We start from the raw sequence: 21,619 nt of genomic DNA, 5'->3' as shown, positions 1-21,619 counted from the left end.
GCTGCACACCAAAAAATTGGTGCACGAGGGGGCTCGCCGAGTCGGTTAGCGTGACAGGTGTCGGCGTCAACCGGGGGGTGATGCGATGCCGGATTCATTGCGCCACGTATCGATTCACCGTGGTGCGCCCGACGACGTCGGGCACTGCGCCACGCTCGACCTGTCCTTGCCCGCCGCGATGACCGTAGGCGAGCTGCTGCCGTGGATCGTCCACGCACTCGGTGCCGGCGACGGCACACCGCGGCGCTGGCGGTTGACACACTCGGGCGGATGCCGCCTGGACGAGTCGGCAACCCTGGTACAGAACGATGTTCGCGATGGCGATCTCCTGGTTCTGGCCGGGGCCGGCGACAACCCCACACCTGATCGGTCGCTGACTGCCGCACTGACCGTCGGCCCCACCGAGGACGACGCCCTGCCCGCCGGACTGCGCGTGGCCGCCGGCCTGTGGGCCTGCGTGCTGAGCGCCGTGGCGTTGACGTGGGCCGGCCTCGCCGGTGAGGGGCTGGAGCGCATCGCCGTGGCCGCGGCGGTGACGTCGGCTGTCATCGCCGTGGCGGTGGCCGCACCACGTCTCGGTCTCAGTTCGGCGAAGGTGGCGACGCTCGACGTCGCGGCCGTCGCGCACGTGGCGGTCCTCGGTTTCCTCGTCGTCCCGGCCGGGCCGGCTCCCGCGAACTTCCTTCTGGCCGCCACGGCTGCCGGATCGCTGTCCGTGGTGCTGATGCGGGTATCCGGTTGCGGCACGGACATCCTGCTCGCGGTCGCGACGGTCGCCGGGATCGTCGCCGTAACGACCGGATTCTCCGCGTTGTGGCCCGTGACCACACCGGCATTGGGTTCGTTGATCGGCGCACTCGGGGTGGGTCTGCTACCCCTGACCCCGCGGCTGTCCATTGCCCTGGCCGGGCTGACGCCACCGGTTCCCGACTACCCCGGCGCCGAGAGTGACCCATCGGACGACTCCGCCTCCGACGGCGACTCACGCGCGCTTGTCGGGCATCGGCACCTGGCGAGCCTGGTCGCCGGATGTTCGGCCGCGGCCGCGCTGGGAACCGCACTCCTCACCTTCGCGGGCCCGCCACGGGTCACAGCCGTCGAGGTCGCGTTCGCCGCGGCCGTGGGCGTGGCACTGCTGCTGCGCTCGCGGTCGTATGCGTCGGGCCGCTGCCGTACCGCGGCGAGCATTGCCGGATTCCTCTCGCTCACTGCGGCTTTCGCCCTGGTGGTGGTCTGGCATCCAGTACAAGGCGGTTGGGCGGGAGTTCTCGCAGTCGGCATCGGGATCGCCGTGGTCTGGCCGGTCACGATCCAGAGTCCCGTGGCGGTCCGCGTCGCCGATGCCCTCGAATACGGCGCGCTGGCCGCGGTGGTGCCGCTGGCATGTTGGCTCGCCGGCGCTTTCGACGCCGTTGGCGACGTGGCGCTGAGGTGAACCGGTCCGGCGGGTTGGCCGCGGCGCTGGTCGTCGGGCTTCCGCTGCTGTCCATCGCGCCGGCAGCAGCTGTCGTCCCGCCGGCAGTCGATGCGACCCTGCTCCCTCGGCCGGCTCCGCCGGGGCCTGTCGAGCGAACCGAACAGCGCCAACCCTGCTATCAATCCCCGGCCGACATCACCACCACCACCGAGCCGGGCAACTCACTGGGCCTGCAAGCGGTATGGCCGCTCACCCGCGGCGCAGGCCAGAAGATCGCGGTGATCGACACCGGTGTCGCCCGGCACCGGCTGTTGCCGCACCTGATCGGAGGCGGCGACTATGTGTCCCGCAGCGACGGCACCGTCGATTGCGACGGCCACGGCACGATCGTTGCCGGAATCGCCGGTGCGGCGCCGAGTGCCGGATTCAGCGGAGTCGCACCCGACGCCGTCATCCTGGCCATCCGGCAGTCGAGCAACAAGTTCGCCGCAGACGGTGGCTCGACCGGTGTCGGCGACGTCAACACCCTTGCCATGGCGGTGCGCACCGCGGCCGACCTCGGTGCGACCGTCATCAACATCTCGTCTCCCGCGTGCGTAGCAGCCACCGCCGCACCCGACGACCGTGCCCTCGGTGCCGCGCTGAGCTACGCCGTCGACGTCCGCAACGTCGTGGTGGTGGCCGCGGCCGGCAACATCGGTGCGGGCTGCACGCAGCAGGACGGCCCCGTCGGGCCCTCTGGCGAGGCGGACTGGGACAGCGTCCGCTCGGTGTCCAGCCCGGGGTGGTACGACGACCTGGTGTTGTGCGTGGGTTCGGTCGGATCCGACGGCACCGCATCGGTTTTCAGTCTGGCCGGCCCCTGGGTCGACGTGGCCGCGCCCGGCGAGAATCTCGTGTCGTTACATCCCGACGGCGAGCGGTTGATCGACACGATCGGCCGTGTTGCCCCGATTTCGGGAACCAGCTACGCCGCGCCCATGGTGGCCGGGGTTGCCGCACTGGTGCGAGCCCGGTTCCCGCAGCTGAGCGCGCGCGAGGTGATGCGCCGTATCGAAGACACCGCGCGCACGCCGGCCGATGGCTGGAATCCGTTCGTCGGGCACGGTGTGGTCGACGCCTTGGCCGCGGCCAGCGGCGGCGGCACCCCGTCGTCGGTGTCCGTGCCGACCGCTCCGGCCTCGGTGGCGCCGACCGCGCGGGTTGCGATCGATCCCCGGCCCCAACGTATCGCCTTCGGCGGCGCCGCCGTGTGTGTAGGCGCCACAGTTCTGACCGCACTCGCGCTGGCAGCCAACCGGTTACGACGACGACGCGTCCCGCACGACTGAGGCCGCGTCACGGTTCAGTTCGGGGCCCCGGGGCAGCATGGCCAGCATCGGCCACGGCGCAGGAACAGCACTGGTCCCCAGACCGAGCATTTCGGCGGTCGCCCCGTCGCGGACGCCGAACAGCACCCCGAGATCGTTCAACAGATACAGCGGCCCACCGTCGATGGCGTCGGGTGTCAACCCACCGGCCTGCAGCAGCATGCTGCGGCCGGCCGGGATCTGCACACGGTCGACATTGGGCCCGTCACCGTCGGCCTGCGCCAGCTGCACACTGTCATCTGGCAGCGAATCAGCCATGGCCACTGTGGTTTTCGTACCCTTGCCAGCCTGTCGCGGATCCCAGCGGGCACACACCACCGCCCGCGCCCGCGGCAACACTCGCTCCGGGAACCGGGCCACGGCGAGGCTGTCGGCGACTGGCACATCGGCCACCGCGTCGGCCGGAACGACGGGCGGTTCGCCATGGGCCTGTGCCACGCTGAAGCGGATGACATCGGCCGCCACCCGCCCGACGCGTTGGAGGCCGTCGGTCAGCACCACATAGAACTCGGCGGGACCGGCCCGCACTACGCGCACCACGGTGCCCACCGCGAGTCCTCTCAGCGCCGCCGGTCCCGGATTTCCCAGACCGGCGATCACTGGTGTCCGCATAGCTGGAGCCTCCGGCACGGAGCCCAACAGAGCTTGCGAAACCGGCTGGGCTGAAACACCTTCCAGATGCAGCGCCCGCACCACGGCGATGTCGCGCAGATCGACCCGGGCCCGCCACCCGTCGGCCAACAGGTATGTCGCACCTCCCACCGCGCGCTCTGACACCAACACTGCCTGACCGCTACCCAACGCCGCCGGCTCCCGGTCGGACCGGCCGGCCAGCAGCACCGTCTCGGCCGGTTCGGCGCCGTCACAGATGGCCCAGTCCGACTCGTCGACGCTCAGTGGTCTGCCGAGCCGTACCGGGGCGCCGGGGATGCCGACCAGCGGCCCGCGCCGGAACTTCGCCACGGCGGCATCGTTGATCACCACCGGATTCGCCGGTGTACCAACGATGAGCCGGGCCGACGCGAGATTGGGCACCGGGTGCACGGTGTCGTCGATACGGACGTACAGCGCGCCGGTGTCGCGCGCCATCAGGATCGGCGCATCGCCCGGCACCGAACCGGGGCGTACCAGCGCGAGAACCGCACACACCGCGATCGCAACGGCCGTCAGCGCACAGCCCGCACCGTAGGCGACCGCCTGTGTGCGCAGCGGATCGTCGAGCATCCGCGCGTCACCGCGAACCAGCGCGTGTGCCATGCGCCGCAACAGGAATCGATGCCCGCTGAGCTGTAACCGAGTGGCCGATCGCCGTGCCATGTGTCCCCCGTGCGCAACCCTAACCCGGCCGGGGACAGCGTGATCACGCTGATTTACCCAGCCACTAGTCGGTGCGCTGACGCTGCCGGTAGGCCGCGACGTGCTGACGGTTACCGCAGTTGCCGGTGTCGCAGAAGATGCGGGAGCGGTTGCGCGACAGGTCGGTCAGCACCGCCTCACAGTCCGGGGCCGCGCAGATCTTGAGGCGGCGCAGTTCACCGCCGCGGATCAGATCGGCGAGGGCCATCGCCATCTCGGCGCCCATCCGCTGGGCCAGCGGATCATCGACCGACGCCAGGTGCAGGTGCCATTCCGGCATCTCCTGGTGCCGGGTCAGCCACGGCGCCGCCTTGGTGTCGCTCAACAGGGCGTTGACCCGCCGGACCGTCTCCTCCTCATCGTCGGCCACCGCCCAGATCTCCCCCACCCGCCCGCGCAGCGCGCGCACGGCCTCCAGCTCGGCGTCGTCGCGATCGCGCCGCCCGGTCCAACCGAACTCATCCAGATAGGCGTTGAGATCCGCCTGACCGGACAGTTGTTCGCCTTCTACCCGATCGGTGTTCACCAACACCATCGCGGCCCGGAGCGTGAGCTCCGTGTCATAGGTAAAAAGCATTTGACTCATGACCCCCTGTCGTCGTAGCGTCACTTCTACCGTCATTACCATAATCCACTTTACTCATGACATGCCTCGGGGAGGTGTACCGATGACTGCCGAAGCCCAGCTTGACCGCACGACCGCCGATAACCACTTTCGGCTCGGCCTGATGTTCGCCGTCAGCTCCGCGCTGGCGTTCGGCTCATCGGGTCCGTTCGCCAAAGCGCTGATGGAATCCGGCTGGAGTCCCACCGCGGCCGTCACCGCCCGTCTCGCCGGCGGCGCGCTCATGATGGTGGCCTTCGCCTCCATCGTCCGGCCCGGCTGGATCCGTGAGGTGCTCGACCACGCCAAGACCGTCGTCGGCTACGGCCTGATCCCGATCGCGGGCGCGCAACTCTGCTACTACAACGCCGTGGCGCACCTGTCGGTCGGCGTGGCCCTCCTGCTCGAGTACACCGCGCCGATTCTCGTCGTCGGCTGGGTCTGGGCCACCAGCCGGCACCGCCCCAGCGCCATGACCTTTTCCGGCGTGGCCGTCGCCATCGCCGGCATCGTCCTGGTGCTCAACGTATTCAGCGGCGCCCAGATCAACCTCGCAGGCGTGAGCTGGGGCCTGGCCGCCGCCGTGTGCGCCGCCTGCTACTTCATGATGTCCAACCAGGCCAGCACCGACGGCGACGGGCTCAGCCCGATCAGCCTGGCCGCCGGTGGGCTGATCGTCGGCACCGGCGCCGTCACGCTCCTCGGCGTCACCGGCATCATGCCGCTGACCTTCACGACGAATTCCGTGACGATCGCCGGGCACACCACCGCATGGCTGGTGCCGGTGATCGCACTCGGCCTGATCCCCACCGCCCTGGCCTACACCCTGGGCATCGTCGGGATCGCCCGGCTCAAGCCCCGCTTCGCGTCGCTGATCGGGCTGTCCGAGGTGCTGTTCGCGGTCCTCATCGCGTGGATCATGCTCGGGGAAGCCATGTCGGCGAGCCAGGCGATCGGCGGCGCGGTGGTGCTGGTGGGCCTGGCGGTGGCCCGCCAGGGTGACCGCAGTGAGCAGTCGGATCCCGAGGCGGCCACCCAGATCGAGAGAGCCACCTGGCCCGACCTGCCGCTGCCGGAGACCGTGGAGGCGGCAAACGATTAGCCGTGGCTAACCATTTTGTGTGACGATGTCCCCCGTGAGTCTCCTCCGGAAGTCGGCCCGGGTGGCCGCGATTGCTTCAACGCTGGTCAGCGCCGCTTTGCCACTGGCCCTGGCTGCGCCCGCCACGGCCGCGCCGTGCTCCGACATCGAGGTCATCTTCGCCCGTGGCACCAATGATGCGCCCGGCCTGGGCCGGCCGGGCCAGGCATTCGCCGATGCGCTGCAGTCACAGGTCGGCGGCCGCTCCGTGAGCACCTATGCGGTGAACTACCCGGCCAGCTACGACTTCCTGGCCGCCGCCGACGGCGCCAACGACGCCGCCAACCGCATCGCCACACTGGCGTCCAGCTGCCCGTCCACGCGGGTCGTACTCGGCGGCTACTCACAGGGCGCCGCCGTCGTGGACATGCTGGCCGGAATCCCCCCGCTCGGCAACAAGGTCGGGGAGATCGGATCGGCGCCGCCGCTCGCGGGCGATCTGGTGCCCCAGATCGCGGCCGTCGCCGTGTTCGGCAACCCGTCGACGAAATTCGGCATTCCGATCACCTCCTCGGTGTTCGGAGGCAAGTCGATCGACATCTGCAAAGACGGGGACCCGATCTGCTCACGCGGCCGGAATCCCTTCGCTCACAGTGACTACGTGGGCATGGCGGATCAGGCCGCCAACTTCGTCGCCGGAATTGTCTAGCCGGCACCCGACGTTAGGATTTGACGTGGCCATTGATCTTGTTCGTCGTTGCACTGTGTTCGTGGCGGCAGCGCTCACCGCTGCCGCCGCCGTCGTCGCACCGGTTCTGGTGCCCACCCCCACCGCAGGGCTGGGCCTCCCCATGGCCAAAGCCGCGGACTGCCCCGACATCGAGGTGGTCTTTGCCCGCGGCACCAATGACACCGCCGGCCTGGGCCGCATCGGCAACGCGTTCGTCAGTTCGCTGCGCAACAAGGTCGGTGGCCGTTCGGTCGGCGCTTACGCGGTGAGTTATCCGGCCAGCTTCGACTTCCTGGCCGCGGCCGGCGGCGCCAACGACGCCTCCGGCCATATCCAGTGGATGGTGGACAACTGCCCCGCCACCCGGCTGGTGCTGGGCGGGTACTCGCAGGGCGCCGCAGTGATCGACGTGATCGCCGCCGTCCCGTTCCCGGCCGTCGGCTTCAACGCACCGCTACCGCCGAACGTCCCCGAACACGTCGCCGCCGTGGCCGTCTTCGGCAACCCGTCGGCCAAGCTGGGCTTGCCGCTGACATCCAGCCCGGTTTACGGATCGCGCGCCATCGACCTGTGCAACCCGGGCGATCCGATCTGTGGCGACGGCGACAGCGTTCAGGCGCACCGGGCATACGAAGGCCCAGCCAATGACGCCGCAAACTTCGTCGCCGGGTTGTTGTAGCTCTCGTCCGCTACGATCGCCTAGGTGGTCGAACTTTTTGCCGGCCGACGGCTCCGGCGATGGATCTGTGCGGGCGCCGTCATCGTGGCGGCTGTCGCTGTCCTGCCTGTCGCTTCAGCTGTCCTGCCTGGATCCCCAGCCGTGGCCAACGCCGCCCCATGCTCGCCGATCGAGGTGGTCTTCGCCCGGGGGCGCACTGAACCCGCAGGCACCGGCACGCTGGGCAACGCGTTCGTGAGCGCGCTGCGGTCCCGCGTCCACAAGAACATCGGCGTCTACGCCGTCCGGTACCCGGCTGACACCGAGGTCGACATCGGTGCCAACGACATGAGCCAGCACATCCAATACATGATGAACAACTGCCCGGATACCCGGCTGGTGATCGGTGGGTACTCGCTGGGTGCGGCGGTCGCCGACGTGGCGCTGGCCGTTCCGTTCACCGGCTTCGGCTTCAAGAATCCGCTGCCGGCAGGCGCGGACACGCACATCGCGGCGGTCGCGCTGTTCGGCAACGGATCCGCATGGGCAGGTCCGATCACGAACTTCATCAGCCCGGTCTACGGCGACCGGACCATCGAGTTGTGCCACGGCGCCGATCCGATCTGTAACCCGGCCGATCCCGACACCTGGAAGAACAACTGGCCCGATCACCTGGCCGGCGCCTACATCGACGGCGGAATGGTCAACCAGGCCGCGGATTTCGTAGCGGGCAAGCTCTAGGTTCGTCGCCGGATCGTTGCCTGACCGGCACCTATTCTCGACGTGGCCGTCAATACCATCGTATGCGTGATTGTCCGCCGGATGTTCACCGCGCTCATCACCACCCTGACTGCCGTCGTGACGCCGATGACGGTAGCGCCCAGCATGATTGGCGTCGCCCGTGGCGCCGTATGCCCAGCGGCGGAAGTGGTGTTCGCCCGCGGCCGGATGGAGCCCCCGGGCCCGGGTCAGGTCGGCACCGCATTCATCAAGACGCTGCGAGCCCTCCGAGGGCCGAATATCAGCTTCTATCCGGTGAACTACCCGGCGGATACCCAGGTCGACGTGGGCGCCAACGACATGAGCCGGCACGTGCAGTGGATGACCCGCAACTGTCCGAGGACCAAGCTCGTACTGGGCGGTTATTCGTTGGGCGCCGCCGCCACCGATCTCGTTCTGGCCATGCCGGTTTCGGCGTTCACCTTCAACAGTCCGCTGCCGCGTGGCACCGACCGGCACATCGCGGCAGTGGCATTGTTCGGCAACGGCGCAAACTGGGCCGGCCCGATCACGTTGTTGAACCCGACGTATCAGAGCCGCACCATCGACCTGTGTCACAGCGACGACCCGGTCTGTAACCCGAGCAGCCCGTACAACTGGCGGGCGGGGTGGCAGGACCATCTGGCGCCCGGCTACATCCGTTCGGGCATGGTGGCGCAGGCGGCCAAGTTCGTCGCCGCCCGACTGTGAGTGTCAGGTCTCTCCGGTCATCACCCACCTTCGCGACGCTGTGACCAACGTGCGGCCTTTTACGGCGAGACGGCGAGACGGCGAGACCGCAAGGAGAACCTGCACGTTCGTCACAGCGGCCCGAAGTGGACACATGCGGAGACCGAACCTGTGGACAACTGACTCCCGTTCGCCGCAAGGCCTCAGAGCGTGCGCATGTCCCGGGTGATCGTGTTCCGGCCGGCCAGCTGGTCATCGGGCGGGTAGTCGACCTGCACGAGAGTCAGCCCACGCGCCGGCGCAGCGGCGAAATCACTGGACCGGCTCGTCGCGCCCAGTAGCCCGGCCGTCCACTCGGGCGACCGCCTACCTTCGCCCACCGCGAGCATCGCGCCGACCAGCGAGCGAACCATGTTCCAGCAGAAGGCATCCGCGGTGACATACGCCGTCACATAGAAGCCGCCACGCACCCATTCCAGCCGCTGCAGGTCACGGATCGTGGTGGCGCCAGGGCGGTGCCGGCAGAATGCGGCAAAATCGTTGAGTCCCACCAACTCCCGCGATGCGGCAGCCATCGCATCAAGGTCCAACGGCTTCGACCACGGCGTGACGAACCGCGTTTCGGCCGGCTCGACCCCGTACGGGGCCAGGCACAGCCGGTAGGTGTAGTGCCGACGCAGTGCCGAGAACCTGGCGTCGAAACCCGCGGGCGCCCGCACGATGTCGCGGATCCGGACGTCGGCCGGCAGCAGCCGGGCCAATCGCCGCACCAGCGGAGTGAACTCGGCGTCACCGGGATAGGTGGTCCGCGGATAGGCGTGCGCGACGGCCTCGACCGGAACGTCGACATGGGCGACCTGGCCGGTGGCATGCACCCCGGTATCGGTACGGCCCGCGGTGCGCGTCACCACCGGTGTGCGAAACACCGTGGACAGCGCCTCATCGATCACGCCGGCGACGGTGCGCTGACCGACCTGCGTGGCCCAACCCGCGAAATCGGTTCCGTCGTAGGCTACGTCGAGCCGCAGGCGGATTGATGCGACATGCCCGCCACCGGAATCGATGGCGGGCATGTCGTTCAATGCCTGGTTAGGACTTGGCTTCATCCTCAGAAGCTGCCTCGTCGGAGGGAGCCTCCTCGGTCGCCTCGGCCTCAGGAGCCTCGGCCTCTTCGACAGCATCCTCAGCGGGAGCCTCGGCCTGCGCGGCGGCGGCGCCGGACTGGATGTCGCCGCCGGAGCGGCTCCGGCGAGCCCTTTCGGCCTCAGAGGTCACGGTCTTCTCCCGCACCAGCTCGATGACTGCCATGGGGGCGTTGTCGCCCTTGCGTGCCTCCACCTTGATGATGCGGGTGTAGCCACCCTCGCGGTCGGCGAAGAAGGGGCCGATCTCGGCGAACAGAACGTGCACGACGTCCTTGTCGCGGATCTTCTTCATCACCTCGCGCCGGTTGTGCAGCTCACCCTTCTTGGCGTGGGTGATCAGCTTCTCGGCGTACGGACGCAGCGCCCGTGCCTTCGGCTCGGTCGTCTTGATACGGCCGTGCTCGAACAGCGAGGTTGCCAGGTTGGCAAGGATCGCCTTCTGGTGTGAGGACGACCCGCCGAGGCGGGCACCCTTTGTGGGCTTGGGCATTGCGACTATCTCCTAAATGGGGCCGGCCCCCGTATCAGGTAGGACCGGGACGGCTGTGTACTTGTAGAGCTGAGTTACAGCTGCTCGGTCTCGGCGTAGTCCTGGGTGTCGTCCAGGTCGTAACCGCCGGCGTCCGCAGTCCAGGTGCCGGTGGCGGCGTCGTAGCCGGCGACCTCCGACGGATCGAACGTGGCCGGGCTGTCCTTGAGCGAGAGACCCAGCTGGTGCAGCTTGATCTTCACCTCGTCGATGGACTTCTGGCCGAAGTTACGGATGTCCAGCAGATCGGACTCCGTGCGGGCGACGAGCTCGCCCACCGTGTGCACACCCTCGCGCTTGAGGCAGTTGTACGAGCGGACGGTCAGGTCCAGATCGTCGATCGGCAGCGCGAAGCTGGCGATGTGGTCTGCCTCGGCCGGCGACGGCCCGATCTCGATACCCTCGGCCTCGACGTTGAGTTCCCGTGCCAGACCGAACAATTCGACCAGGGTCTTGCCGGCGGACGCCAGAGCGTCGCGCGGGCTGATCGAGTTCTTGGTCTCGACGTCGAGAATCAGCTTGTCGAAGTCGGTGCGCTGCTCGACACGGGTGGCCTCAACCTTGTAGGTCACCTTCAGCACGGGGCTGTAGATGGAATCGACCGGGATACGGCCGATCTCGGCACCCGAGGCCTTGTTCTGCACGGCGGGGACGTAACCGCGACCGCGCTCGACGACGAGCTCGACCTCCAGCTTGCCCTTGTCGTTCAGGGTGGCGATGTGCATGTCCGGGTTGTGCACCGTCACACCGGCCGGCGGAACGATGTCGCCGGCGGTGACCGCACCGGGACCCTGCTTGCGCAGGTACATGGTGACCGGCTCGTCCTCCTCGGAGGACACGACCAGACCCTTGAGGTTCAGGATGATGTCGGTGACGTCTTCCTTCACCCCGGGGACGGTGGTGAACTCGTGCAGCACACCGTCGATGCGGATGCTCGTGACTGCCGCGCCTGGAATGGACGACAGCAGCGTGCGCCGCAGCGAGTTACCCAGCGTGTAACCGAAACCGGGCTCCAGCGGCTCGATGACGAACTTGGAACGGTTTTCGGCGAGGGCTTCCTCGGCCAGTGTGGGTCGCTGAGAGATCAGCATGTGTTCTTCTCCTTCTCGGCACCCGCTATTTGATGCCGTCTGGGTACCTACCGGCCGAACGGCCGATAAGTCATTACTTCGAGTAGAACTCGACGATGAGCTGTTCGGCGAGCGGCACCTGGATCTGAGCGCGCTCAGGCAGCTGGTGCACCAGGATGCGCTGACGCTCGCCGACGACCTGCAGCCACGACGGGATCGGACGCTCACCCGCGGTCTGCCGAGCAACCTCGAAGGGCAGGGTGTTGAGCGACTTTTCCTTGACGTCGATGATGTCGTACTGCGTCACCCGGTAGCTCGGGATGTTCACCTTGACACCGTTGACGGTGAAGTGACCGTGGCTGACCAGCTGACGGGCCATCCGGCGGGTGCGCGCCAGGCCGGCGCGGTACACCACGTTGTCCAGGCGGGTCTCCAGGATCTGGAGCAGGTTCTCACCCGTCTTGCCTGCCTTGCGGTTGGCCTCTTCGTAGTACTTGCGGAACTGCTTCTCCAGCACGCCGTAGGTGAAGCGAGCCTTCTGCTTCTCCTGCAGCTGGGTGCGGTATTCGCTCTCCTTGATCCGCGCGCGACCATGCTGGCCGGGCGGGTAGGGGCGCTTCTCGAACGACTGATCTCCACCGATCAGGTCGACGCCGAGACGACGCGACTTGCGGGTGGCGGGGCCGGTATAACGTGCCATGAGTCTCTATTCCTCCTAGACCCGGCGCCGCTTGGGCGGACGGCAACCGTTGTGCGGCTGCGGGGTGACATCGGAAATCGCGCCCACCTCGAGGCCAGCGGCCTGCAGCGAGCGGATGGCGGTCTCGCGGCCCGAACCCGGGCCCTTCACGAACACGTCGACCTTCTTGACGCCGTGCTCCTGTGCCTTGCGAGCGGCGTTCTCGGCGGCCAGCTGTGCGGCGAACGGGGTCGACTTACGCGAACCCTTGAAGCCGACGTGACCCGACGACGCCCAGGCGATGACGTTGCCCTGAGGGTCGGTGATCGAGACGATCGTGTTGTTGAACGTGCTCTTGATGTGCGCAGCGCCGTGCGGAACGTTCTTCTTTTCCCGGCGCCGGGTGGTCTTACCGCGCTTGGCGCCCGCGGCCTTCTTCGGTGGTGCCATCGGGGTTACCTAGCCTTCTTCTTGCCGGCGATGGTGCGCTTGGGGCCCTTGCGGGTACGCGCGTTGGTCTTGGTCCGCTGGCCACGCACCGGCAGGCCACGGCGGTGCCGCAGGCCCTGGTAGCAGCCGATCTCGATCTTGCGGCGAATGTCGGCCTGCACCTCGCGGCGCAGGTCACCCTCAACCTTGAGGTTGCCTTCGATGTATTCGCGCAGAACGGACACCTGATCGTCGGTCAGGTCCTTGGTGCGCATGTCCTTGTCGATGCCCGTCGCGGCGAGGATCTCGTTCGAACGGGTCCGGCCGATGCCGAAAATGTAGGTCAGCGCGATCTCCATGCGCTTGTCGCGCGGAAGATCAACGCCCACAAGTCTAGCCATTGTGTGCTATTCCTCTTGTTCTCTGCGGAGGTCTGGTCCCAGCCCGTTCCCATCAGCCCCTAAGGGCTCCCCGGGGTCCGGCCTCCGTACCGGACGTGGATGCTTGCCGTTGGCTCGCATCACGAGTGAGCGGCCTATCCGCTCAGTGGTGCTGGGGGTTCATCATTCAGTTGTGGTGAGATGAGCGACAGCGCGACTAATTGCTCGTCACGCAAGCGCTCATCAGCCCTGCCGCTGCTTGTGGCGGGGATCGCTGCAGATCACCATGACCCGCCCATGCCGGCGGATCACCCTGCACTTATCGCAGATGGGCTTGACGCTCGGGTTCACCTTCACGGCTGTTTCGATCCTTCTGGCTCTGTTGGTGGCGTGCAGGCACGCACGTCACCGGTCTCGTCGTTACTGGTCGGGCTTCTATCGGGTCACTTGTACCGGTACACGATGCGGCCCCGGGACAGGTCGTAAGGAGAGAGCTCCACCACTACCCGGTCCTCGGGCAGGATGCGGATGTAGTGCTGCCGCATCTTGCCGCTGATGTGGGCCAAGACCTTGTGTCCGTTCTCCAGCTCAATGCGGAACATCGCATTGGGCAGAGGTTCGACCACGCGACCCTCGACCTCGATGGCACCGTCTTTCTTGGCCATACTTTTCGGCGATCCTTGCTTTCGTTTCGTAGCTTCATCAGTCGCAATGCAGCCCGTGGTGGTGCCGCCGCCGACCGACTTCGCGACGTGAGCCGGTCAAAGCGAAATTGCAGAAATTCAGCAGTTCCAAGGCGGAGCACGCAAAAAGTCGGCACGATAGCCGCACCGTTGGTCCACGATACTCGCTTCGCGGCCTGTACCAAAATCACGGCTGATCAGCTCCGGCTGCCCGATATGCCCGCCGCAGATTGGTGCGACGGCGCAGCCGCGGCACAGGTGAGAATGGTACGGACTGATCCGCACCCGGCGAACGGAGACCACGAGCACGTGATGGCTGTGTACCTGGCCGCATTCGTCGTCGGCGGCATCGCTGTACTGGCCGCTCTGCTGCTCGCCGACGTCGGGCACGGGGACGGAATGCCCTTCCTGAGCCTGACCGGACTGTCGGTCGCCCTGCTCGGTGCCGGCACCGGAGGCCTGATCGGCACCTGGGTGGGGCTGGGCACCGTGTGGAGCGCGGCGCTGGCGGCTGCCTGCGCCATCGTGCTGGTTTTCGCCCTCAACGGGCTGCTGCTCCCCTACATGCGCCGCCAGCAGTCCAACTCGCACCGGGGCCGGTCGTCCTATGTCGGCCTGCTCGGCACCGTCACCCTCGAGGTCCCGCCCGGCGGCTGGGGTGAGGTCTCCTTCGTCGACGCCGACGGCAACCGCGTCTTCTCCCGCGCGAAGAGCGACGAAGTGGCCGCGTTACCCAAATCCACTCGCGTCTACATCGCCGATATCGATCCCGACTTCGTCCACGTCGTCGCTGTTCCAGAGACCTGAGCTGTTCCAGAGACCTGAGCCGTTCCAGAAACCTGAGCCGTTCCCGAGCACTGACCCACTGAGAAAGGCACCACCGTGTCCCTGCTGCTCATCGTCGTCCTCGCCGCCATCGCCGCGATCCTCATCCTGGTGGTGCTGCCGATGGTCTACGTCAAGAACTACATCAAGGTCCCGCCCAACGAGGTGGCCGTGTTCACCGGCCGTGGCACACCCAAGGTGGTCCGCGGCGGGGCTCGGTTCCGGATGCCCGGCATCGAGCGGGTCGACATCATGAGCCTGGAACCGTTCAACGTCAGCATCAACCTGCAGAACGCGCTGTCCAACAACGGCGTCCCGGTCAATGTCGAGGCGGTCGGCCTGGTCCGTATCGGCTCGGCCGACGAGGCCGTGCAGACGGCGGTCCAGCGGTTCCTGACCTCCGACCTCAACGAGTTGCAGCGCCAGATCAACGAGATCCTGGCCGGCAGCCTGCGCGGCATCACCGCGACCATGACCGTCGAGGATCTGAACTCGAACCGCGACAGCCTGGCCCGCAGCGTGGTCGAGGAGGCCGGCGGCGACCTCTCCCGCATCGGCATGGAGGTCGACGTCCTCAAGATCGCCGGCATCTCCGATGCCAACGACTACCTGAAGTCGCTCGGCCAGCGGCGCATCGCCGAGGTCAAGCGTGATGCCACGGTCGGCACCGCCGAGGCCGAACGCGACGCGCAGATCCGGTCGGCCAAGGCCCGCCAGGAGGGGTCCATCGCCCAAGCCGAGGCCGACACCGCCATCGCGACCGCCAACCAGAAGCGCGACGTCGAACTGGCCCGGTTGCGCGCACAGACCGAGGCCGAGAACGCCCAGGCCGATCAGGCCGGACCGCTGGCCAATGCCCGTGCCCAGAAGGACGTCGGCATCGCCACCGAACAGGCCGAGGCGGCCCGGGTGCAGGCCCGCATCGAAGTGGAGCAGCGTCGTGCCGAGCAGGCCCAGGCGGCCTTGCAGGCCGACGTGATCGCGCCGGCCGAGGCGAAACGACAGGCCGATATCGCGCTGGCCGAAGGACAGCGGCAGTCCACGATCCTGGCCGCCGAGGCCGCGGCCGAGTCCGAGCGGCGCAAGGGGCAGGCCGACGCCGATGCCCGCAAAGCCGCCGCCGACGCGCTGCGGGTCGAGAAGCAGGCCGAAGCGGACAGCCTGCAGGCCAAACTGGTCGCCGAGGCCGCCGGCAAGAAAGAACTGGCGGACGCACTGCGGGTCGAGCAGCAGGCCGAGGCCGCCGGTATCGAGGCCAAACTGCTGGCCGAGGCCAACGGTAAGAAGGAGATCGCCGCAGCGCTCAACGGCTACTCGGCCGACGCCGCGCGTCTGCTGATGCTGCCCGACGTGCTGGCCTCGGTGGTCAAGGCCACCGAAGCCGCCGCCTCCCCGCTGGCCGAGATCGAGCGGCTCTCCATCATCGGCGGGTCACGGGACACCCAGGACGCCATCGGCGGCCTGCTCGGCGTCAGCCCGCTCGCGGTGGCCAACATCCTGGAGGCGCTCAAGGCCTCGGGCATCGACGTGGCGTCCATGCTGAATCGAAACGGGCAACCTGCCGAGAACTGACGGTCAACCGGCCTCGGCGGTGGCTTTGATCGCCGCGAGGGTTTCGGGGATGCCGGTGACTGCGGCCTCACTGCGCGCTGCGATCTCGGCATCGGCTCGCTCACCGAAGCGGTCTTGGAAGCCGGCGATGCCCTTCGGCAAGAAGGTCCAGGCCTGGGTGATCTTCGTACCGCCCTTGGCAGGTTCGAGATGGAAGCCCCACCGGACCCAGCCGTCGTTGACCTCCCAGGTGAACTGACGGCCGGGATCGGCAACGACGACCCGACTGCGGGTGTCCCAGGTGCGCTGCGGCGTGACGTTGCGGCCGGTGAACCAGGCGCCGGCGATCGCGCCCGCGGCGGGGTCGTCCCACCAACACGACTTACAGATCGGGCTCCACTGCCCCATTCGCGAGATATCGGAGACCAGGGCGTAGGTCGAATCCGGGTCAAGCGCAACAACAACCGAATCGGCGAATTCGAGAACAGTCACGAACCGGATTCTAGGAGCCGGCGGGAATCCGCTCGGTTGATGCGGTGATGACGTGGGCGAAGGTGGCGACCTGGCCCGATATCCGCTGGACTGGCGGCGCATACTTGGTAGCGATGACTGGCCCTGCCTCCCAGCCCCGTAAACCCGTGATCCTGACCGTGGACGACGACCCGGCGGTGTCGCGGGCCGTCGCCCGCGATCTGCGCCGCCACTACGGCGAGCGCTACCGAATCGTTCGTGCCGAATCCGGCCCGGACGCCCTGGAGACCCTCAACGAGTTGAAGCTGCGCGGCGACACGGTCGCGGTGTTTGTCGCCGACTACCGGATGCCGCAGATGAGCGGCATCGAATTCCTGGAATCGGCGATGGACCTCTACCCGATGGCGCGCCGGGTGCTGTTGACGGCGTACGCCGACACCACCGCGGCCATCGCCGCCATCAATGTCGTGGACCTCGACCACTATCTGCTCAAGCCGTGGGACCCACCCGAGGAGAAGTTGTACCCGGTGATCGACGGCCTGTTGGAGGCCTGGCACGCCGTCGGCGACCGGGCCATCCCGCACACCAAGGTGATCGGGCATCAGTGGAGTTCGCGGTCCTGGGAGGTGCGTCAGTTCCTGGCCCGCAATCAGCACACTTTCCGCGCGTTCACCTCCGACGAACCCACGGGGCGTCAGCTCCTGGACGCTGCCGGGCTGGACGGTCTGCTGCTGCCCGTGGTGATCACCGAGGGCGGTGAGACGCTGGTCGAGCCCAGTGACGGTGAACTCGCCGACATGCTGGGCCTGTCGACCACCCCGTCGCTGACCATGTACGACCTCGCGGTGATCGGCGGTGGCCCGGCGGGTCTGGCGGCCGCGGTGTACGGGGCCTCCGAAGGTCTCAAGACCGTGCTGATCGAGGGCACCACCACGGGCGGGCAGGCCGGTCGCAGTTCGCGGATCGAGAACTACCTGGGCTTCCCGACCGGGGTGTCGGGGGCCGAACTGGCCACTTCGGCCCGCAGGCAGGCCGAGCGGTTCGGCGCCGAGGTCATCACCACCCGCGAAGCCGTCGCCCTCGACATCGCGGGCGCGGCCCGCACCATCACCTTCGCCGACGGCGAGACCATCGGCGCCCGGGCGGTCATCCTTGCCACCGGCGTCGAGTACCGCCAGCTCCCGGTGCCGGGATGTTTCGCCGATCCGGACAACCCGAACAACTATGTCGGCCGCGGCGTGTACTACGGCGCCTCGGTGTCGGACGCCTCCGAATGTCGGGGCGAGGACGTCTACATCGTCGGCGGCGCCAACTCCGCCGGGCAGGCCGCGATGTTCATGTCGCGCGAGGCGAAATCGGTGACGCTGCTGGTGCGCGGGCCCTCGCTGGAGTCGTCGATGTCGTACTACCTGATCCAGCAGATCGAGCAGACGCCCAACATCTTCGTGCGCACCTGTACTGAGGTGGTCGGCGCCATCGGCGAGGACGATCACTTGGTGGGTCTTGAGCTGGTGAACCGGCAGTCCGGCGAGCACGAGGAGGTGCGGGCGACGCGCCTGTGCTGCTTCATCGGCGCCACGCCCCGTACCGATTGGCTCGACGGCGTGGTGGCCCGCGACGACCACGGGTTCATCCTGGCCGGACCTGACCTGCGCGACGTGTGCGGCTGGTCGCTGGAGCGTCCGCCGCACCACTTGGAAACAAGTGTGCCCGGTGTGTTTGTTGCAGGAGACGTGCGCGCCGAATCCGCCAAGCGGGTGGCTGCCGCCGTCGGCGAAGGGTCGATGGCTGTGATGCTCGTGCACCGCTACCTGGCAGAAGCGTGACGGCCGGCGAGGCCTGAGGAGTTGAGGACGGATATGGGCGAGACCTGCGTACGGGACGAACTTCGGACGTTGTTCCTGTTCGAGGATCTTTCCGACGAGCAGCTCGACACGTTGTGCCAGGCGGGCAGCATCGAGAAGTTCCCGGCCGGCCCGATCGTCACCGAAGGTGATCCGGCCACGTGCTTCTACGTGATGCTCGACGGTGAGCTGGTGATGTCGAAGCGCTCCGGCGGCGTCGACATCCAGACCAACCGCACCTCCATGCGCGGCGTGTACTTCGGCGCCTGGTCGGCCTACATCCCCGGTGAGGAGCACATCTACGAGGCGTCGGTGCGCCTGACGAAACCGTCGCGGGTGTTCGTGCTCGACGCCAACGCGTTCGCCGGGTTCATGCAGTCCGAGTTCCCGATGGCGGTGCACCTGCTCGAGGGCCACAAGGTGGGCGGCCGGCGGCAGAGCCAGATCATCGGACAGCGCGAGAAGCTGCTGGCCCTCGGCAACATCACCGCCGGGCTGACCCATCAGCTCAACAACCCGGCAGCGGCGACCGCCCGGGCCGTGGCAGATCTGCGCGAGGGCGTCGGCAAGATGCGGCACAAGCTGGCGATGCTGGCCGACGGCAAATTCACCCCGCAGGCGCTGCGGATGCTGGTGACCATCCAGGACGAGGTCGCCGAGCAGGTCGCCAAGAACAAGGGGCTGGAGCTCACCGCGCTGGAGACCTCGGACCGCGAAGACGAGATGGGCGACTGGCTCGAAGACCACGACATCGTGGGTGCCTGGGACTACGCGCCGACGTTCGTCGAGGCCGGGCTGGATATCGACTGGCTGGAACGCATCTCGGCGTCGGTCGACGACGCGCTGCGCGACGGCGAGGCCTCGGCGACCCTGCAGGCCGCCCTCGGCTGGCTGAAGTACACCATCGACACCGAGCTGCGGATGAACGAGATCGCCGAGGCCAGCAAGCGGATCTCGGCGCTGCTCGCCGGCGCCAAACAGTACTCGCAGATGGACCGCGGGTCCTATCAGAGCGCCGACGTCCATGAAGGCCTGCGCAGCACGATGATGATGTTCGGCGACAAGGTCGGCAAGGACAAGCCGGTCAGCCTTTGCAAGGAACTGGACAAGTCTCTTCCTCAATTGCATTGCTACCCAGGTGATCTCAATCAGGTGTGGACCAACATCATCGACAACGCGATCCAGGCGATGGGCGGCCACGGCACGCTGACGCTGCGCACGTCGCGGGAGACCGACGAGATGATCCGGGTAGAGATCTGCGACGACGGCCCGGGCATCCCCGCCGAGGACATCAGCCGGATCTTCACGCCGTTCTTCACCACCAAACCGTTCGGTGAGGGCACCGGGCTGGGCCTGGATCTGGCGTGGCGCATCGTGGTGGAAAAGCACCATGGGGATCTGCGGGTGCAGTCCAAGCCGGGCGACACCCGCTTCATCGTGCTGTTGCCGCTGCAGGCCCCCGCCCCGGAAGCGTGGAATCCGTCGGAGACCTCGGAGACGTCGGCATCGGAGTGACGCTCATGGTCTCGGCCAGTTCCAGAATCAGCGTGATCGGTTCGGAATACCCACCCGCGAGACCCGAGTTGAGAGATTCATGACCCAGACCACAGCTGGACCCAAGCCCGATCTCGGCACGTTCGGTGCATTCGGCCACTATTCGCAGTTCCAGCAGTTGTCGCCGCAGCAGCTGCGGGACATCGAAGGGCTCGGTTACGGCGCCATCTGGGCCGGCGGATCGCCGCCCGCGGAGCTGGAGTGGATCGATCCGATCCTGGCCGCCACCACCACCTTGCAGCTGGCCACCGGCATCGTGAACATCTGGAGCGCGGCGGCCGGTCCGGTCGCCGAGTCGTTCCACCGCATCGAGGCGGCCTACCCGGGACGGTTCCTGCTCGGCATCGGCGTCGGCCATCGGGAGGCGACCGGCGAATACCGCAAGCCGCTCGACGCGCTCACCGAGTACCTCGACAAGCTCGACGAGTACGGCGTGCCGCGACACCGCCGGGTCGTCGCCGCGCTCGGTCCGAAGGTGCTGCAGTTGTCGGCGGCACGTTCGGCCGGCGCGCACCCGTACCTGACCACACCGGAACACACCGCGCAGGCCCGCGAGCTGATCGGCCCCGACGCGTTCCTGGCCCCGGAACACAAGGCCGTGCTCACCACGGACGACCCAGCTGGCACAGACAAGGCGCGCACTATCGGCCGCAAGGCTCTCGACATCTACCTCGGTCTGACCAACTACCTCAACAACTTCAAGCGGCTGGGCTTCACCGACGAGGACCTGGCCAAACCGGGCAGCGACCGCTTCATCGACGCCGTCGTCGCGCACGGCACGGTGGACGAGGTGGCCGCCCGGCTTCGCCAGCACGTCGATGCGGGCGCCGACCATGTGCCTGTACAAGTGCTGACCTCACCGGACAAACTGGTACCTGCACTGGCCGAACTCGCCGGGCCGCTCGGCCTGGCCTAGAGGACCACAGATAAGGACTCGCAGATGACCGAATCTCTCTCGCTCAAGCCGGATCTGGGTCGCTACGGCGTGTGGACGTTCGGGGCTGTCCAGCCTGAGCAGGCGGCCGAGATCGAGGATCTGGGTTATGGCGCACTGTGGGTGGGTGGATCCCCGGCCGCCGATCTGTCGTTCGCCGAACCCATCCTCGAGCGGACGCAGTCACTTCAACTGGCCACCGGCATCGTCAACATCTGGACGGCTGATGCCAACACGGTCGCCGAATCGTTCCACCGCATCGAGGCCGCGCACCCGGGCCGGTTCCTGCTCGGCGTCGGGGTGGGGCATCCCGAGCACACCGACGAATACCGCAAACCCTATGACGCGCTGGTCGAGTATCTCGATGTGCTGGACGCGGCCAAGGTACCGACCAGCCGGCTGGTGATCGCCGCGCTGGGCGACAAGGTATTGAAGCTCTCGGCACAGCGCAGCGCCGGCGCTCACCCGTATCTCACGACACCCGAGCACACCGCTCATGCCCGTGATGTGTTGGGCGACACGGTGTTCCTGGCACCCGAGCACAAGGTGGTGCTCAGCACTGATGGCGCGGCGGCCCGCGCGGTCGGGCGCGAGACGGTCGATTTCTACCTGAGCCTGAGCAACTACCTGAACAACTGGCGGCGGCTCGGTTTCACCGAAGACGACATCGCCAAACCGGGTAGCGACAAGCTGATCGACGCCGTTGTCGCGCATGGCACCGCCGAGAACATCGCCGCGCGCCTGCAACAACACGTCGCCAACGGCGCCGACCATGTCGCCATCCAGGTTCTCGGTGGTCCCGACAAGCTGATCCCGACCCTGACGGAATTGGCAGGCCCGCTGGGCCTGAAAGGCTGACG

Annotated in this window: 24 protein-coding genes; 13 read left to right on the top strand and 11 right to left on the bottom strand. The window is 67.5% G+C overall.

Annotated elements, in window-relative coordinates; all coding sequences use genetic code 11:
• Positions 1-85 precede the first annotated feature (85 nt).
• Complete coding sequence (gene eccD / locus ACZY08_RS10380; RefSeq protein WP_463744929.1) at positions 86-1,435, top strand: type VII secretion integral membrane protein EccD; 1,350 nt, start codon at positions 86-88, stop codon at positions 1,433-1,435.
• Positions 1,432-2,748, top strand: coding sequence for a type VII secretion-associated serine protease mycosin (gene mycP, locus ACZY08_RS10375; RefSeq protein ID WP_463744930.1), 1,317 nt, complete (start codon positions 1,432-1,434; stop codon positions 2,746-2,748). Before eccD ends, mycP begins: the two co-directional genes overlap by 4 nt.
• Here the strand turns inward: mycP and eccB are convergent.
• Positions 2,719-4,104, bottom strand: coding sequence for a type VII secretion protein EccB (eccB, locus tag ACZY08_RS10370; RefSeq protein WP_463744931.1), 1,386 nt, complete (start codon positions 4,102-4,104; stop codon positions 2,719-2,721). The two genes, mycP and eccB, sit on opposite strands and share 30 nt — an antisense overlap.
• A 64-nt stretch (positions 4,105-4,168) precedes the next feature.
• Positions 4,169-4,720, bottom strand: a complete 552-nt coding sequence (locus ACZY08_RS10365) for a CGNR zinc finger domain-containing protein (protein ID WP_463745294.1) — start codon at positions 4,718-4,720, stop codon at positions 4,169-4,171.
• A 91-nt stretch (positions 4,721-4,811) separates the two neighbouring features.
• On the opposite strand from ACZY08_RS10365, the gene ACZY08_RS10360 reads away from it, so the two are divergent.
• The 5 genes from ACZY08_RS10360 (at position 4,812) to ACZY08_RS10340 (ending at position 8,686) form a co-directional block, all read left to right on the top strand.
• A complete protein-coding gene (locus ACZY08_RS10360) occupies positions 4,812-5,849 on the top strand; it encodes an EamA family transporter (RefSeq protein WP_463744932.1) in 1,038 nt (345 codons plus the stop codon).
• Between the two features lie 25 nt (positions 5,850-5,874).
• Positions 5,875-6,537 (top strand): cutinase family protein, encoded by a 663-nt coding sequence (locus tag ACZY08_RS10355; RefSeq protein ID WP_463745295.1) that lies wholly within the window; start codon positions 5,875-5,877, stop codon positions 6,535-6,537.
• Positions 6,538-6,562: 25 nt separating this feature from the next.
• Positions 6,563-7,237, top strand: coding sequence for a cutinase family protein (locus tag ACZY08_RS10350; protein WP_463744933.1), 675 nt, complete (start codon positions 6,563-6,565; stop codon positions 7,235-7,237).
• Between the two features lie 84 nt (positions 7,238-7,321).
• On the top strand, positions 7,322-7,957 hold the full coding sequence (locus ACZY08_RS10345; RefSeq protein WP_463745296.1) for a cutinase family protein: 636 nt from the start codon (positions 7,322-7,324) through the stop codon (positions 7,955-7,957).
• 81 nt (positions 7,958-8,038) lie between these two features.
• The gene (locus ACZY08_RS10340; protein WP_463745297.1) at positions 8,039-8,686 is read left to right on the top strand and encodes a cutinase family protein; all 648 of its coding nucleotides are present in this window, start codon (positions 8,039-8,041) and stop codon (positions 8,684-8,686) included.
• 182 nt (positions 8,687-8,868) lie between these two features.
• Here ACZY08_RS10340 and truA read toward each other — a convergent pair whose 3' ends face one another.
• The 8 genes from truA to infA all read right to left on the bottom strand — a co-directional run bounded on the left by truA (position 8,869) and on the right by infA (position 13,562).
• On the bottom strand, positions 8,869-9,738 hold the full coding sequence (gene truA / locus ACZY08_RS10335; protein WP_463745298.1) for a tRNA pseudouridine(38-40) synthase TruA: 870 nt from the start codon (positions 9,736-9,738) through the stop codon (positions 8,869-8,871).
• A gap of 16 nt (positions 9,739-9,754) precedes the next feature.
• Positions 9,755-10,300, bottom strand: coding sequence for a 50S ribosomal protein L17 (gene rplQ / locus ACZY08_RS10330; protein ID WP_463744934.1), 546 nt, complete (start codon positions 10,298-10,300; stop codon positions 9,755-9,757).
• A gap of 74 nt (positions 10,301-10,374) precedes the next feature.
• Entirely contained in the window at positions 10,375-11,430 is a 1,056-nt protein-coding gene (locus ACZY08_RS10325; RefSeq protein ID WP_463744935.1) for a DNA-directed RNA polymerase subunit alpha, read from the bottom strand.
• A 73-nt stretch (positions 11,431-11,503) separates the two neighbouring features.
• Positions 11,504-12,109, bottom strand: a complete 606-nt coding sequence (rpsD, locus tag ACZY08_RS10320) for a 30S ribosomal protein S4 (RefSeq protein ID WP_463744936.1) — start codon at positions 12,107-12,109, stop codon at positions 11,504-11,506.
• 15 nt (positions 12,110-12,124) lie between these two features.
• Positions 12,125-12,538, bottom strand: coding sequence for a 30S ribosomal protein S11 (gene rpsK, locus ACZY08_RS10315; protein WP_004571524.1), 414 nt, complete (start codon positions 12,536-12,538; stop codon positions 12,125-12,127).
• A gap of 5 nt (positions 12,539-12,543) precedes the next feature.
• Positions 12,544-12,918 carry a 30S ribosomal protein S13 gene (rpsM, locus tag ACZY08_RS10310; RefSeq protein WP_166902746.1) on the bottom strand — a complete coding sequence of 125 codons (375 nt, stop codon included), beginning with the start codon at positions 12,916-12,918 and terminating at the stop codon, positions 12,544-12,546.
• Positions 12,919-13,140: 222 nt separating this feature from the next.
• Complete coding sequence (rpmJ, locus tag ACZY08_RS10305) at positions 13,141-13,254, bottom strand: 50S ribosomal protein L36 (protein ID WP_003879483.1); 114 nt, start codon at positions 13,252-13,254, stop codon at positions 13,141-13,143.
• 86 nt (positions 13,255-13,340) lie between these two features.
• Complete coding sequence (infA, locus tag ACZY08_RS10300; protein ID WP_003418601.1) at positions 13,341-13,562, bottom strand: translation initiation factor IF-1; 222 nt, start codon at positions 13,560-13,562, stop codon at positions 13,341-13,343.
• Between the two features lie 330 nt (positions 13,563-13,892).
• Between infA and ACZY08_RS10295 the strand changes: the two genes are divergently transcribed.
• Positions 13,893-14,387 (top strand): hypothetical protein, encoded by a 495-nt coding sequence (locus ACZY08_RS10295; protein WP_463781812.1) that lies wholly within the window; start codon positions 13,893-13,895, stop codon positions 14,385-14,387.
• Between the two features lie 75 nt (positions 14,388-14,462).
• On the top strand, positions 14,463-15,977 hold the full coding sequence (locus ACZY08_RS10290) for a flotillin family protein (RefSeq protein ID WP_463744938.1): 1,515 nt from the start codon (positions 14,463-14,465) through the stop codon (positions 15,975-15,977).
• A gap of 3 nt (positions 15,978-15,980) precedes the next feature.
• Here the strand turns inward: ACZY08_RS10290 and ACZY08_RS10285 are convergent, their stop codons facing one another.
• Positions 15,981-16,448 (bottom strand): SRPBCC family protein, encoded by a 468-nt coding sequence (locus tag ACZY08_RS10285; RefSeq protein ID WP_463744939.1) that lies wholly within the window; start codon positions 16,446-16,448, stop codon positions 15,981-15,983.
• Between the two features lie 113 nt (positions 16,449-16,561).
• On the opposite strand from ACZY08_RS10285, the gene ACZY08_RS10280 reads away from it, so the two are divergent.
• From ACZY08_RS10280 to ACZY08_RS10265, 4 genes are all read left to right on the top strand, one after another.
• Positions 16,562-18,253, top strand: a complete 1,692-nt coding sequence (locus ACZY08_RS10280; RefSeq protein ID WP_463744940.1) for an NAD(P)/FAD-dependent oxidoreductase — start codon at positions 16,562-16,564, stop codon at positions 18,251-18,253.
• A 33-nt stretch (positions 18,254-18,286) separates the two neighbouring features.
• On the top strand, positions 18,287-19,786 hold the full coding sequence (locus ACZY08_RS10275; protein ID WP_463744941.1) for an ATP-binding protein: 1,500 nt from the start codon (positions 18,287-18,289) through the stop codon (positions 19,784-19,786).
• A gap of 79 nt (positions 19,787-19,865) precedes the next feature.
• Positions 19,866-20,741 (top strand): LLM class F420-dependent oxidoreductase, encoded by an 876-nt coding sequence (locus ACZY08_RS10270; protein ID WP_463744942.1) that lies wholly within the window; start codon positions 19,866-19,868, stop codon positions 20,739-20,741.
• A gap of 24 nt (positions 20,742-20,765) precedes the next feature.
• On the top strand, positions 20,766-21,617 hold the full coding sequence (locus ACZY08_RS10265; RefSeq protein WP_463744943.1) for an LLM class F420-dependent oxidoreductase: 852 nt from the start codon (positions 20,766-20,768) through the stop codon (positions 21,615-21,617).
• Positions 21,618-21,619: the final 2 nt, after the last annotated feature.

It is taken from the genome of Mycobacterium sp. IDUB_9, assembly GCF_055419505.1.
Note: the sequence above shows the minus strand (reverse complement) of the source record. Positions and strands in the feature narration are given on the sequence as shown.

Bases quoted from the DNA above. Each gene is read 5' to 3' on its own strand.
- eccD (WP_463744929.1), top strand. From the start codon at position 86: ATGCCGGATTCATTGCGCCACGTATCGATTCACCGTGGTGCGCCCGAC.
- eccB (WP_463744931.1), bottom strand. From the start codon at position 4,104: ATGGCACGGCGATCGGCCACTCGGTTACAGCTCAGCGGGCATCGATTC.
- ACZY08_RS10365 (WP_463745294.1), bottom strand. From the start codon at position 4,720: ATGCTTTTTACCTATGACACGGAGCTCACGCTCCGGGCCGCGATGGTG.
- ACZY08_RS10360 (WP_463744932.1), top strand. From the start codon at position 4,812: ATGACTGCCGAAGCCCAGCTTGACCGCACGACCGCCGATAACCACTTT.
- ACZY08_RS10355 (WP_463745295.1), top strand. From the start codon at position 5,875: ATGTCCCCCGTGAGTCTCCTCCGGAAGTCGGCCCGGGTGGCCGCGATT.
- ACZY08_RS10340 (WP_463745297.1), top strand. From the start codon at position 8,039: ATGTTCACCGCGCTCATCACCACCCTGACTGCCGTCGTGACGCCGATG.
- truA (WP_463745298.1), bottom strand. From the start codon at position 9,738: ATGCCCGCCATCGATTCCGGTGGCGGGCATGTCGCATCAATCCGCCTG.
- rplQ (WP_463744934.1), bottom strand. From the start codon at position 10,300: ATGCCCAAGCCCACAAAGGGTGCCCGCCTCGGCGGGTCGTCCTCACAC.
- ACZY08_RS10325 (WP_463744935.1), bottom strand. From the start codon at position 11,430: ATGCTGATCTCTCAGCGACCCACACTGGCCGAGGAAGCCCTCGCCGAA.
- rpsD (WP_463744936.1), bottom strand. From the start codon at position 12,109: ATGGCACGTTATACCGGCCCCGCCACCCGCAAGTCGCGTCGTCTCGGC.
- rpsK (WP_004571524.1), bottom strand. From the start codon at position 12,538: ATGGCACCACCGAAGAAGGCCGCGGGCGCCAAGCGCGGTAAGACCACC.
- rpsM (WP_166902746.1), bottom strand. From the start codon at position 12,918: ATGGCTAGACTTGTGGGCGTTGATCTTCCGCGCGACAAGCGCATGGAG.
- infA (WP_003418601.1), bottom strand. From the start codon at position 13,562: ATGGCCAAGAAAGACGGTGCCATCGAGGTCGAGGGTCGCGTGGTCGAA.
- ACZY08_RS10295 (WP_463781812.1), top strand. From the start codon at position 13,893: ATGGCTGTGTACCTGGCCGCATTCGTCGTCGGCGGCATCGCTGTACTG.
- ACZY08_RS10280 (WP_463744940.1), top strand. From the start codon at position 16,562: ATGACTGGCCCTGCCTCCCAGCCCCGTAAACCCGTGATCCTGACCGTG.
- ACZY08_RS10275 (WP_463744941.1), top strand. From the start codon at position 18,287: ATGGGCGAGACCTGCGTACGGGACGAACTTCGGACGTTGTTCCTGTTC.
- ACZY08_RS10270 (WP_463744942.1), top strand. From the start codon at position 19,866: ATGACCCAGACCACAGCTGGACCCAAGCCCGATCTCGGCACGTTCGGT.
- ACZY08_RS10265 (WP_463744943.1), top strand. From the start codon at position 20,766: ATGACCGAATCTCTCTCGCTCAAGCCGGATCTGGGTCGCTACGGCGTG.